Annotated in this window: 12 protein-coding genes and 1 pseudogene; 12 read left to right on the forward strand and 1 reads right to left on the reverse strand. The window is 43.9% G+C overall.

All coding sequences use genetic code 11. The annotated features are described in order from the left end of the window. Positions 1-59: 59 nt before the first annotated feature. The 12 genes and pseudogenes from L0M14_RS10060 to L0M14_RS10115 all read left to right on the forward strand — a co-directional run bounded on the left by L0M14_RS10060 (position 60) and on the right by L0M14_RS10115 (position 11824). Complete coding sequence (locus L0M14_RS10060; protein WP_235121975.1) at positions 60-746, forward strand: regulatory protein RecX; 687 nt, start codon at positions 60-62, stop codon at positions 744-746. A 376-nt stretch (positions 747-1122) separates the two neighbouring features. Continuing rightward, positions 1123-2664, forward strand: coding sequence for a ribonuclease Y (gene rny, locus L0M14_RS10065; protein WP_235121976.1), 1542 nt, complete (start codon positions 1123-1125; stop codon positions 2662-2664). Positions 2665-2757: 93 nt separating this feature from the next. Further along, positions 2758-3552: a TIGR00282 family metallophosphoesterase gene (locus L0M14_RS10070; RefSeq protein ID WP_235121977.1), complete on the forward strand. Its 795-nt coding sequence runs from the start codon at positions 2758-2760 to the stop codon at positions 3550-3552. A 113-nt stretch (positions 3553-3665) separates the two neighbouring features. After that, positions 3666-3926, forward strand: a complete 261-nt coding sequence (locus tag L0M14_RS10075) for a stage V sporulation protein S (RefSeq protein ID WP_005550495.1) — start codon at positions 3666-3668, stop codon at positions 3924-3926. 83 nt (positions 3927-4009) lie between these two features. Beyond that, a complete protein-coding gene (locus L0M14_RS10080; protein WP_235121978.1) occupies positions 4010-4954 on the forward strand; it encodes a dipeptidase in 945 nt (314 codons plus the stop codon). 198 nt (positions 4955-5152) lie between these two features. Further along, positions 5153-6900 (forward strand): annotated as a pseudogene (locus tag L0M14_RS10085) (2-oxoacid:acceptor oxidoreductase subunit alpha). Continuing rightward, a complete protein-coding gene (locus tag L0M14_RS10090) occupies positions 6888-7754 on the forward strand; it encodes a 2-oxoacid:ferredoxin oxidoreductase subunit beta (RefSeq protein WP_235121979.1) in 867 nt (288 codons plus the stop codon). The pseudogene L0M14_RS10085 and the gene L0M14_RS10090 overlap by 13 nt, the downstream one beginning before the upstream one ends. Positions 7755-7854: 100 nt before the next feature. After that, on the forward strand, positions 7855-8430 hold the full coding sequence (pduL, locus tag L0M14_RS10095) for a phosphate propanoyltransferase (protein ID WP_235121980.1): 576 nt from the start codon (positions 7855-7857) through the stop codon (positions 8428-8430). Positions 8431-8546: 116 nt separating this feature from the next. Next, a complete protein-coding gene (gene miaB, locus L0M14_RS10100) occupies positions 8547-10037 on the forward strand; it encodes a tRNA (N6-isopentenyl adenosine(37)-C2)-methylthiotransferase MiaB (protein WP_235121981.1) in 1491 nt (496 codons plus the stop codon). Between the two features lie 28 nt (positions 10038-10065). After that, on the forward strand, positions 10066-10518 hold the full coding sequence (locus L0M14_RS10105; protein WP_235121982.1) for a YlbF/YmcA family competence regulator: 453 nt from the start codon (positions 10066-10068) through the stop codon (positions 10516-10518). A gap of 105 nt (positions 10519-10623) precedes the next feature. After that, the gene (locus L0M14_RS10110) at positions 10624-11175 is read left to right on the forward strand and encodes an ATP-binding cassette domain-containing protein (RefSeq protein ID WP_311198866.1); all 552 of its coding nucleotides are present in this window, start codon (positions 10624-10626) and stop codon (positions 11173-11175) included. Positions 11176-11353: 178 nt separating this feature from the next. Next, entirely contained in the window at positions 11354-11824 is a 471-nt protein-coding gene (locus tag L0M14_RS10115) for a low molecular weight protein-tyrosine-phosphatase (protein ID WP_235121983.1), read from the forward strand. A gap of 148 nt (positions 11825-11972) precedes the next feature. Here L0M14_RS10115 and L0M14_RS10120 read toward each other — a convergent pair whose 3' ends face one another. Next, positions 11973-12371: a hypothetical protein gene (locus L0M14_RS10120; RefSeq protein WP_235121984.1), complete on the reverse strand. Its 399-nt coding sequence runs from the start codon at positions 12369-12371 to the stop codon at positions 11973-11975. Positions 12372-12398 lie beyond the last annotated feature (27 nt).

Here is a 12398-nt window from a genome sequence, read left to right on the forward strand (position 1 = left end):
GACGGCAGCACTTTAACCTAGGGTTAAGGTGCTGCCGTTGTATTAAGGAGTGAAGTACTATGTATAAGGATGAACATCAAGAGTTTATCATCACTTCAATTGAGAAGCAGAAACGAAGTAAAAGCAGATATAACATATTTGTGAACGATGAGTATGCGTTTTCCGTACATGAAGACATTATGATTAAGCATCGACTTATGAAAGGCGAGATCATTCATCCCGAACATACACAGACAATTCTTGAAGATGAAGAACGCAATAAGGCGTATTTGAAGGCGCTAGGTATGATCGGAAGACGTCCGCACTCGGCCGTAGAAATCAAGCGAAAGCTGAAAGAATCCGGATTTGAGGAAGTTATCATCACCTGGGCTTGTGAACGCTTGCAGGAGCAAAACTATGTGAATGATGAACAATTTGCTAAAATGTGGTCGGAACATCGGATTTATTCGCAAAAGAAAGGAAGAAATTGGGTAAAGCAAGAACTCCAGCAAAAAGGTGTACAGAAGGAAATTGTACAGGAAGCAATACAAGCTATCGATCCTGAAGAAGAGTATCATGGTGCCTATAAACTAGGTCACAATAAATGGAAGCTAACATCGGGCAGTTTGCTGGACAAAAAAAGAAAGACGGCTGCTTTTTTGCTGCGTAGGGGATATACACATTCAATTGTTAACAAGGTACTGTCAGAAGTAGGCGGCAATGTGGAGGATAACGATGGATTTGAAGTATGGGAAGATGAAAGTTAATGGCATTAAATAGTGATTAACATCATTAAGTGATGGAGGGAAATTACATTTCATGTTAGCTGTAAGGGGACAATAGCTTGACAAGCTTCTTCGACAAAAGATAAAATAACAATGTATATTTTCATAAGGAGTCAAAATCATTTCTATTTATCTGGTTTTGATGCTGCAGCTGTAGAAATCGCCAATTTATACGCTGATTCTTATGGATTACATGCAATATTGTGCCTCAAGCACATGTTGCGCATTCATTATGAACCGAACTTCTCTCTGGAGCAGCTCGGGTATGTATGATATTGTCAACAATTAAAAATCGGATTAAAAAACCGAAGGAATCCCAAGCTAACACCTTGGAGAAACCAACGAGGAGGTGAACAAGATGAACCCTTTCATCTGGATCGCGATCGTTCTCTTTGTTGGAGTCGCATGCTTAGGGATTGGTTATTTTATCCGCAAATCTCTTGCAGAAGCGAAAATTTCCAGCGCAGAACACGCGGCAGAACAAATTTTAGAAGCTGCCAAGAAGGAAGCGGAGGCGCTGAAGAAGGAAACGGTTCTGGAAGCGAAGGACGAAGTGCATAAGCTGAGGTCCGAAGCTGAAAAAGACATTCGTGAACGTCGAAACGAAATACAACGACAAGAGAGACGATTGTTGCAAAAAGAGGAATCGCTGGATAAAAAATTAGAATCTCTCGAGCGTAAAGAAGAGCAAGTAGCCAACAAAGAGAAGCGGATCGAGGATACGCAAGGTCAAATCGATCAGCTTTATAAAACGCAGGTGGCTGAACTCGAGCGCATTTCCGGACTTACAATGGAAGAAGCTAAACATATTATTCTCACCAATGTAGAGCAGGAAGTTCGTCACGAAACAGCACAGCTCATTAAAGAAATCGAAACGCATGCCAAAGAAGAAGGCGACAAGAAGGCTAGGGAAATCATCACGCTTGCCATTCAGCGTTGTGCGGCGGATCATGTAGCTGAAACGACAGTTTCTGTAGTTACCCTGCCAAATGAAGAAATGAAGGGTCGCATCATCGGTCGTGAAGGACGTAATATTCGCGCACTGGAAACACTTACCGGGATAGACCTCATTATTGATGATACGCCTGAAGCGGTAATTTTATCAGGATTTGATCCAATTCGACGGGAGATTGCTAGAACGTCTCTAGAGAAGCTGGTTGCAGATGGTCGTATCCATCCTGCCCGCATCGAAGAGATGGTTGAGAAGTCACGTAAAGAAGTGGACGAGCGGATTCGCGAGTACGGTGAGCAAGCCACATTTGAAGTGGGCGTTCACGGTCTACATCCGGACCTGATTAAAATTTTAGGTCGATTAAAATTCAGAACAAGTTACGGACAAAATGTGTTGAAGCACTCGATGGAAGTAGCTTATCTTGCTGGACTTATGGCTGGAGAGCTCGGGGTAGACGTAACTTTGGCGAAACGTGCCGGGCTGCTGCATGACATTGGGAAAGCGCTTGATCATGAGGTCGAAGGATCGCATGTGGAGATCGGCGTGGAAATCGGCAAGAAATACAAGGAACATCCAATTGTTATAAATAGTATTGCGTCCCATCACGGCGACGTCGAAGCAACCTCTGTCATTGCGATGCTGGTCGGCGCAGCAGATGCTTTATCAGCTGCAAGACCGGGTGCACGCAGAGAGACGCTTGAAACTTATATCAAAAGGCTGGAGAAGCTCGAAGAAATTTCAGAGTCGTTTGAAGGCGTTGAGAAATCCTACGCGATTCAAGCAGGCCGCGAAGTGCGCGTAATGGTTCAACCGGAAAAAGTGGATGATACCGAGGCGTTCCGTTTAGCCAGAGATATTACGAAAAAAATCGAAGGCGAGCTGGACTATCCGGGTCATATCAAGGTTACGGTCATTCGTGAAACTAGAGCTGTTGAGTACGCCAAATAAAGTCGGGTTATCATACCTCTATCGGGATCGCTCAGAATGGATCGATCCCGATAGAGGTTTTTCTTATTTTGCTCGAACTAGAGGAGAACAATCATGAAAATTATATTTATAGGTGATATTGTAGGCTCAGTTGGACGGAACGCGGTAAAGGCAGTGATGCCTCGGCTCAAACAGGCACATCCTAATGCGGTATTTATTGCAAATGGAGAAAATGCTGCAGCCGGCAAAGGGATTAATGCATCCATCGCTAGAGAATTGTATGACATGGGCATTCAATCGCTAACCATGGGGAATCACACGTGGGATAAAAAAGAAATTTTCGATTTTATCGATCAGGATGAAAGAATGGTAAGACCTGCTAATTTTCCTGCTGGAACACCAGGCAGGGGACATACCGTTATTAAGATAAAAGATCAAGAGATCTTGATCATTAACCTTCAGGGGAGAACATTCCTGCCTCCGATAGACTGTCCGTTTCGAAAAGTAGATGAAATATTAGAGAATGCAAAGAAAAAATATAAATATATATTTGTTGATTTTCACGCCGAGGCAACTTCAGAGAAAATCGCCATGGGCTGGCATCTTGATGGAAGAGTATCAGCTGTCGTAGGAACCCATACGCACGTACAGACTAACGACAACCGGGTGCTTCCGCAAGGAACGGCTTATGTAACCGATGTAGGTATGGTAGGCCCGAGAGACGGCGTACTGGGTGTGGAACGAACGGCGGTTTTGCAAAAGTTCAAAACACAGCTTCCTGTCCGATTTGTTACCGATGAAGGAAAGTGGCATTTCCATGCTGTTGTGATAGAGCTCAATGATCAGACCGGACTTGCTAAAGGGATTCAGTTGATCCGCTATGAGGAAGATCAAGTATTCTTGGATTGACAAACAATTCGAAATATTAAGAATCTTTGGTCTTAAACAGAAGGAATTATTCGAGAACCTCTAGAATATGATGGTTACTGGAATCTATCCATCATTCCCGAGGAGGTACTTTCATGGAAGTATTAAAAGTTTCAGCAAAATCCAATCCAAACTCTGTAGCAGGTGCATTGGCTGGCGTGTTGCGCGAGCGTGGAGCGGCGGAGCTTCAGGCTATCGGCGCAGGAGCGCTTAACCAAGCCATCAAAGCGGTAGCTATCGCGAGAGGATTTGTTGCGCCTAGTGGGGTTGACCTAATCTGTGTTCCAGCATTCACTGATATCGTGATCGACGGGGAAGATCGGACAGCTATTAAACTAATTGTTGAACCTCGGTAAGAATATAACTTACATAAATTTCGGCACCTGTTTACCTAGTAGACAGGTTTTTTTATGCGCTCAAAAGAAGGAGGCTGTGACAAATGAAAATAATCGACGGTCATTGTGACGCCATTACGAAGTTGTTTGCGAGTCCTGAATTGGATTTTTTTCAAGAAGAAAAGGAACTTGATGTTAGCTATCCAAGATTGCAGAGAGCAGGGGTAAAGATTCAGGCGTTTGCTATGTATATGTCTGAGAGCATTAAGAATCCAACGTTTGATCATTTGCTTCAAATGGTGGATATCTTTTATAGGAAAATAGCGGTTGCACCTCATATAAGATTGATTCGGAATCGAAACGATGTCCTGCAAGTGGAAGCTAGCAATGAGATTGGAGCCTTGCTTACACTCGAAGGCTTAGATGCGCTTCATGGCAACCTAACGCATCTGAGGGTGCTCCAGTACCTTGGAGTTAGAAGTATAGGTCTAACATGGAACTATGCGAATTGGGCCGCTGACGGCGTTATGGAGCCCCGTAAAGGAGGCTTCACGTTAAAAGGGAAGATGCTGCTCAAGGAATTAGAAAAGATGGACATAATAACAGATGTATCTCATCTATCTGTGAAAGGCTTTTGGGAGTTGGCGGAAAACTACAGCAAACCATGCATAGCTTCGCACTCTAATGTATTCAAGCACTGCGCTCATCCAAGAAATTTATCAGATGATCAAATTCTGGAATTAATTCGAAGGAATGGACTAATAGGCCTTACATTTGTCCCCTTCTTTGTAGATGATCGTTCTCCGGTAACGATTAATCAGCTGTTAAAGCATCTGGACCATGTATGTGCTTTAGGAGGAGAGCAGCATGTCGGCTTCGGTTCGGATTTTGATGGTATTGAGCAGTGGATTACGGGACTGGAGCATGCCGGGTTGTATGATAATATAATTAATGCTCTTAGTAAAACCTATACAGAGTCCCAGGTGGAGAGATTCTTGTATGGGAATTGGCGGAATTTTCTGCTTTCTAATCTACCGGAAGGCATGTGAAGATCGTTCTAATTTCGATATGGATTTCATCTAAAAACTCTATGTTTTAGATTCATTGAAACTACTTGCAATTTAGCTTGCAAAGGCATAAAATTTGGTTGACATTGAAAAGAATTTTTTATTAGCACTTTTTACATGTAATCCCGCAATACCTATTGTATTCTTCATGCAGCTACAATCAAAAGGAGTGGACGCACGGTGATTAGTCAGTTATCTTGGAAAATCGGAGGTCAACAGGGTGAAGGGGTCGAGAGTACGGACCGGATCTTCTCCACTGCATTGAACCGTCTCGGTTACTATTTGTATGGGTACCGTCATTTCTCCTCACGGATTAAGGGGGACATACAAATAACAAGATTCGTATCAGCACCAAGCCGATTCGCGCAATTTCCGACGATTTGGATATATTGGTAGCTTTTGACCAAGAGAGTATCGATTTTAACGCACATGAGCTTCGTGAAAATGGAGTTATCGTAGCAGATGCGAAGTTTAATCCTGTATTGCCTGAAGGTATTAAAGCTCGCTTGTTCCCAGTGCCGATCACAGCGATCGCAGAAGAACTTGGAACATCCCTATTTAAGAACATGGCCGCATCCGGTGCATCCTGGGCGCTTCTAGGACTGCCACTTGATGTGTTTAATAAAGCGGTAGAAGAAGAGTTTGGCCGTAAAGGCGCAGCAGTTGTTGAGAAGAACATTGAGGCTGTTCGTAAAGGCGCTGAATCCGTTCTAGAACTTGCTGGCGGCCCAATTGCAGACTTCCAATTAGAGCCTGCTGACGGCAAACAAAAGCTATTCATGATCGGTAACGATGCTATCGCTCTTGGCGCAGTAGCCGCAGGCTGCCGTTTTATGCCTGCATACCCGATTACGCCAGCATCCGAAATTATGGAATACCTGATCAAGGCTCTTCCTAAGTTTGGCGGCACTGTTATTCAAACAGAGGATGAAATCGCTGCATGCACCATGGCAATCGGAGCTAACTTTGCGGGTGCACGTGCATTAACGGCTTCTGCAGGTCCTGGTCTTTCCTTGATGATGGAAGCGATCGGTTTGGCTGGTATGACAGAAACTCCTGTAGTTATCGTGGATACACAACGCGGTGGTCCAAGTACAGGTCTTCCTACTAAACAAGAACAATCCGATATCAATGCCATGATCTATGGTACCCATGGTGAGATTCCTAAGATCGTTCTTTCTCCTAGCACGATTGAAGAATGCTTCTACGACACCATCGAAGCTTTTAACCTGGCAGAGAAGTACCAATGCCCAGTTATCCTGGTTACAGATCTTCAGCTGTCGCTTGGTAAACAATCTGCTGAAGAACTTGACTACAACCGCATCGTCATTGACCGCGGCAACCTGGTTACCGAAGCTCCTGAGCTTGAAGCTAACCAATTGTTCAAGCGTTATGAGTTCACAGCTGACGGCGTTTCTCCTCGTGTGCTGCCTGGTACGAAGCACGGAATTCATCACGTAACAGGCGTAGAACACGATCAAACGGGCCGTCCTTCCGAAAGCACGGACAACCGTCAGAAGATGATGGATAAGCGTCTGGAGAAGCTGAAGCATATTCAAGTAACCGACGCTATTAAAGTTGATGCACCGCATGAGAATCCGGATCTGCTGATCATCGGCATGGGCTCTACTGGCGGTACAATTGACGAAGCTAGAAGCCGTGTAGCAAAAGAAGGAATTAAGACCAACCACGCTACGGTGCGTTTGCTGCATCCGTTCCCGGCTGCTGAGCTTGCTCCATACGTTGAAAAAGCAAAGCAAGTTATCGTTGTTGAAAATAACGCGACGGGTCAACTAGCAGATCAAATCAAGCTGCATGTAGGTCATGCGGATAAAATCAAAAATGTTCTTAAATACAACGGGAATCCGTTCCTGCCAGCAGAAATCGAACAAAAATGTAAGGAGATGACCCTCGCATGGCAACGTTAAAAGATTTTCGCAACAATGTAAAGCCAAACTGGTGTCCAGGATGCGGAGATTTCTCCGTACAAGCAGCAATTCAGAGAGCAGCAGCAAATGTAGGCTTGGAGCCAGAAGATTTGGCTGTCATTTCGGGTATCGGTTGTTCCGGTCGTATCTCCGGTTATATCAATGCATATGGTTTCCACGGTATTCACGGTCGTTCCTTGCCTATCGCGCAAGGGGTTAAAATGGCAAACCGTGATCTAACTGTCATCGCATCCGGCGGTGACGGAGACGGTTTCGCAATCGGTATGGGACATACCGTTCATGCGATTCGTCGTAACATCGATGTTACTTATATTGTTATGGATAACCAAATCTATGGTTTGACAAAAGGTCAAACTTCTCCGCGAAGTGCTGAAGGCTTCAAAACGAAAAGTACGCCTCAAGGCTCCATCGAGTCCGCACTGTCTCCGCTTGAAGTGGCAATGGCAGCAGGCGCAACGTTTGTAGCTCAGTCCTTCTCCAGTAACCTGAAGCAATTAACAGCGGTAATTGAAGCTGGTCTGAATCATAAAGGATTTTCCTTGATCAACGTATTCAGCCCTTGCGTTACTTTCAACAAAATCAATACGTATGACTGGTTCAAAGAAAATATCGTAGATTTGGATGAAATTCCGGATTACGATCCTACGAATCGTGTTATGGCTATGACTAAGATCATGGAAACCAACAGTATGCTTACAGGTATTATTTATCAAAATACAGCTAAAAAGAGCTATGAGGATATGGTTGCTAACTTCCCGCAAGAAGGACTCACCAAACAAAATATGAAAATTTCGGAAGCGGAATTCCAAAAGCTGCTTGCTGAATTTAAATAATCGCTGTGGCAAAAGGACATAAGGGGATTTCTCCGTATGTCCTTTTTGCTGAGCGGTAATACTGATGGAAGTACATAAACAGTGAAGGGATGTCATTATAATGAAGCTAGTTCCCGTAGGAGTTTCAGCTCGTCATATTCATCTGTCACCAGAACACATCGAACAATTGTTTGGCAAAGGGTATGAACTGCAAATCATGAAGGACTTATCCCAGCCTGGCCAATTTGCTGCTCAGGAAACGGTTGCTGTCGTTGGTCCTAAAGGACGATTCGATAAGGTTCGCATATTAGGTCCTGCAAGAGGCCGAACCCAGATAGAGATTTCCAGAACGGATGCTTTCTCACTTGGAGTAAATCCCCCGGTTCGTGAATCGGGTCATATTGATGGAACCCCCGGTCTTAAGGTCATCGGTCCTCAAGGTGAGGTAGAGCTGGAGATGGGTGTCATTATTGCAGCAAGACATATACATTTTCATACCTCCGATGCAGAGAAGTGGGGCATTCAAGATAAGCAAAAGCTACATGTAAGACTAACTGGCGAAAGACCGCTTACATTTGACGATGTTATTGCCAGAGTGTCGGACCAGTATGCGCTGGATATGCATATTGATACGGATGAAGGTAATGCAGCAGGAGTGAAGACAGGAGATACGGCTGAAATTTTGGATGGAGAGTAATCGACATTTTTCACGGTTATGCCATTTTCCTTTTGTACTATGTGGAACTATAATGGTATAATAGGATCTACATGCTTACTTTTGTAGTGAGAGTTTTACTAGGAGGAAACGAGAAAATGGCTAATAAAGTGAAATCCGACAAGGATTATTCCCAATATTTTCAGCCTCCTTCATTGACAGATGCCAAGAAACGCGGAAAAGAAGATATCGCCGTTCACTATGATTTTCAGATCCCTGAAGGCATGAAGGAATTCGGCGCAGATAAATATTATTTAATTCGCACGTTTGGTTGTCAGATGAATGAGCACGATACGGAAGTTATGAAGGGCCTATTCGAGCAAATGGGCTATCAAGCAACAGAAGATAAATTTCAGGCAGACGTCATTCTGCTGAATACATGTGCGATCCGCGAAAATGCCGAGGACAAGGTGTTTGGTGAGTTGGGACACTTGAAAGCGCTGAAAGCGGAAAAGCCGAATCTTGTTCTAGGTGTGTGCGGCTGCATGTCGCAGGAAGAAGCGGTCGTGAACCGAATCATGCAGAAGCATGCTTTTGTCGACTTGATATTTGGAACTCATAATATTCATCGCTTACCTGAGCTTTTGAAGGATGCATATTTCAACAAGGAAATGGTTGTTGAGGTTTGGTCCAAAGAAGGCGATATTGTCGAGAATCTGCCTAAGAAACGTGAAGGCATCAGAGCGTGGGTTAACATCATGTATGGATGCGATAAGTTTTGCACGTACTGTATCGTTCCTTACACCAGGGGAAAAGAAAGAAGCAGAAGGCCTCAAGATGTACTGGCAGAAGTTCGTGATTTAGCAAGACAAGGGTTTCAAGAGATTACGCTGCTGGGACAGAATGTGAATGCGTACGGTAAAGATTTTGAGGATATCAGCTATTCGTTCGGAGATTTGATGGATGATATCCGCAAAATTGATGTGCCGCGCATTCGTTTTACCACCTCACATCCGCGTGATTTTGACGATCATTTGATCGAGGTTCTCGCCAAAAGTGGAAATCTAGTGGAGCATATTCATCTCCCTGTTCAATCAGGAAGCACAGAAATTCTCAAGAAAATGAGCCGCAAGTATACCAGAGAACATTATTTGGAGCTTGTTGCTAAAATAAAGCGGGCCATACCTCATGTTTGCTTAACGACAGATATTATTGTGGGATTCCCCGGTGAAACGGATGAGCAGTTTGAAGAGACGCTTTCGTTAGTACGGGAAGTGAAGTTTGAGCTTGCTTTTACATTTATCTATTCGCCACGGGAAGGAACTCCTGCTACGGATATGGAAGATAATGTGCCTATGGAAGTGAAGAAGCAGCGTTTGTATCGATTGAATGAACTGATCAACGAGCTCAGCAAGCAAGGCAACGAGAAGCTGCAAGGTGAGATTGTAGAAGTGCTTGTTGAGGGAGAAAGCAAGAATAATGCGGAAGTTTTATCAGGACGTACCCGCACTAATAAGCTGATCCTTTTCACCGGTTCCAAGGACTTGATCGGTAAGCTGGTGTATGTTAAAGTCACACACGCACAGACGTGGGTCCTGAAGGGCGACATCGTGGATGCGCCAGTTAAAAATATATCCATACCATCATAAGCGGGTTAAAGATCGGAGTGTGCTAGTCATGTCGGAATGTAGTAATCAGCCTCATGCATTTGAAATGAAAGAATATACAAATACGGAAATGATCGTACGAGAAGATATTCTCGCCAAGGCAAAAGAATTAGCGGATTTACTGACAACTTCGAATGAAGTGCAATTTTTTCAGAAAGCAGAGAAGCAAATTTCTGGAAATAAAAGTATTCAGGAACTGATCAGCGCGATTAAGAAAAAGCAAAAGGAAATCGTAGCTTTCGAAAAATTTCAAAACGCCAAAATGGTGGAAAAGATTGAGAAGGAAATCGATGAGCTGCAAGATGAGCTCGATAACATCCCGATTGTCAGCGAATTTAAACAATCTCAAGAAGACATAAACTACTTGCTGCAGTTAGTCATGTCTGTTGTTCGAGACACCATTTCGGATAAAATTAATGTTGAGGAAGGCCAAGCGGCAAGTCCTAGCAGCTGCAGTGAATAACAAGTAAGGTAGTTCAAATTCGCCCTCTTGTCAGGCTTTCTGCCGATGAAAGGGCGATTTTTGCAACAAGGATATCCATGATACGCATGAGAAGGAGTCGGAGACATGATTACGGTTAGAAATTTGAGTAAAACCTATCCCCCGGATAATCACGTGTTGTCTCAGATTAGCTTTCGCGTAGACGAAGGTGAATTTATTGCGGTTGTTGGCGGCAGCGGCAGCGGGAAGACGACATTATTGCGTTGTATTAGCCATCAAGAGAAGTGGACTTCAGGTCAGCTCATTTATAATTCCAACGATTTAACGACGCCAGGCTTGCTGGAAAGATGGAAGCTAAGCAAGGATTTTGCTTACTTGGAAGAAAAGCCTGCATTAAATAAAAATAAAAGCGCTATCAAAAACGTGATGATGGGCAGGCTGTATCAAACGCCAATTCGAATTCTAACAGGCACAGCTTCTCGTGATGAGCACGTATTGGGCATGGATTATTTGGAAAAAGTAGGGTTGCTTGACAAAGGTGAAATGAAGGTTGGGCAATTAAGCGGAGGTGAGCAGCAGCGTGTCGCCATTGCTAAGGCGCTGATTCATAATCCAAAAGTGCTCGTAGCAGACGAGCCTGTTTCCGGCCTGACCCCAAATCTGCCGAATACATCATGAATGATTTGAGGTCACTTTGTAAAGAAAGGAATATGACTGTTATCGCTACACTTCATCAGGTAGAGCTGGCCGAACGCTTCGCGACTCGAATTTGGGGTTTGGAAAGTGGTAAAATCGTGCTGGACATCCCAGCAAGAGGGCTTACGATGCGCGAAAAACAGTTCATATTTGGTGCGATATGAGTAAGGTTTTATTCGTTTGTTTAGGCAACATTTGCCGCTCACCGATGGCAGAGGCTGTCTTTCGTAGTAAAGTAAAGGAAGCGGGGCTTGAACGTCAGATAGATATCGACTCAGCCGGTACCGGAGATTGGCATCTAGGTGAGCCCCCTCATGAGGGAACCAGGAGCATTCTCAAGAGTCACGGCATTTCATATGATGGTATGAAATCAAGATTAGTGAAAACTGAGGATTTCAACGACTATACGTACATCATTGCGATGGATGCAAGTAATATTCGGAACCTGCAGACATTTGCTCCTGATAGCTATTCCGCATCTATACATAAGCTTCTGGAATTTGCGCCTGATGCTAGTAATGGCGATGTGCCTGATCCATATTATACGGGAAACTTTAATGAAGTATTTGAGATGGTGGATGAAAGCTGTGAACGCCTACTTGCTTACATCAGAAACAGAGAGGGCATCTAAGCTTAATGTTGTTAAGAATGGGCTGCGAATAGCGTTCGACTCTATAACAATGATAATTGCGAGATGTATTCCAGTTATTCATTCAACTATCTAATCATCAAAAAAAGCAGTGAGCGAATTAACAACAATCGCTCACTGCTTTTTTTATTTAAAAGGCTGTTAAGCCTTGATGCTGTACGCACTCAGAGATGGCTTCCATCATGTTAGAATGGATCGGAATAATAACATCCGTTGCTCCCAGGGTAAAGATTCCGCTGCGATTATGAACGGTTGCGCCCTTCACAAAGATACGATAATGCTTAGAAGCCGTGTCAATGTGGGTTGTCTCTTGATTGGAAGAACGCCAGTTCACAAACGTAATGCTCTTCATGGCCGCCGGCTCATAAGGCACGATACTAATAATGTCCTTAAGCTTGAAATAATAATTCACATGCGGTTTATGTAAAACCAGTTCGTGAGTAGAAACCGTTAACCCGTAGTCTCTTTTCTTGTGGGACATCTTCAAGTCCCCGTCTAGTGTTTTGATCTTGATGAAGTCCGGATTCATAAGGCAGCCTCCTTCACAGTTATGGTC

This window comes from Paenibacillus hexagrammi (assembly GCF_021513275.1).
GTDB classification, from domain to species: domain Bacteria; phylum Bacillota; class Bacilli; order Paenibacillales; family NBRC-103111; genus Paenibacillus_E; species Paenibacillus_E hexagrammi.

Bases quoted from the DNA above. Each gene is read 5' to 3' on its own strand.
- L0M14_RS10060 (WP_235121975.1), top strand. From the start codon at position 60: ATGTATAAGGATGAACATCAAGAGTTTATCATCACTTCAATTGAGAAG.
- rny (WP_235121976.1), top strand. From the start codon at position 1,123: ATGAACCCTTTCATCTGGATCGCGATCGTTCTCTTTGTTGGAGTCGCA.
- L0M14_RS10070 (WP_235121977.1), top strand. From the start codon at position 2,758: ATGAAAATTATATTTATAGGTGATATTGTAGGCTCAGTTGGACGGAAC.
- L0M14_RS10075 (WP_005550495.1), top strand. From the start codon at position 3,666: ATGGAAGTATTAAAAGTTTCAGCAAAATCCAATCCAAACTCTGTAGCA.
- L0M14_RS10080 (WP_235121978.1), top strand. From the start codon at position 4,010: ATGAAAATAATCGACGGTCATTGTGACGCCATTACGAAGTTGTTTGCG.
- L0M14_RS10090 (WP_235121979.1), top strand. From the start codon at position 6,888: ATGGCAACGTTAAAAGATTTTCGCAACAATGTAAAGCCAAACTGGTGT.
- pduL (WP_235121980.1), top strand. From the start codon at position 7,855: ATGAAGCTAGTTCCCGTAGGAGTTTCAGCTCGTCATATTCATCTGTCA.
- miaB (WP_235121981.1), top strand. From the start codon at position 8,547: ATGGCTAATAAAGTGAAATCCGACAAGGATTATTCCCAATATTTTCAG.
- L0M14_RS10105 (WP_235121982.1), top strand. From the start codon at position 10,066: ATGTCGGAATGTAGTAATCAGCCTCATGCATTTGAAATGAAAGAATAT.
- L0M14_RS10110 (WP_311198866.1), top strand. From the start codon at position 10,624: ATGATTACGGTTAGAAATTTGAGTAAAACCTATCCCCCGGATAATCAC.
- L0M14_RS10115 (WP_235121983.1), top strand. From the start codon at position 11,354: ATGAGTAAGGTTTTATTCGTTTGTTTAGGCAACATTTGCCGCTCACCG.
- L0M14_RS10120 (WP_235121984.1), bottom strand. From the start codon at position 12,371: ATGAATCCGGACTTCATCAAGATCAAAACACTAGACGGGGACTTGAAG.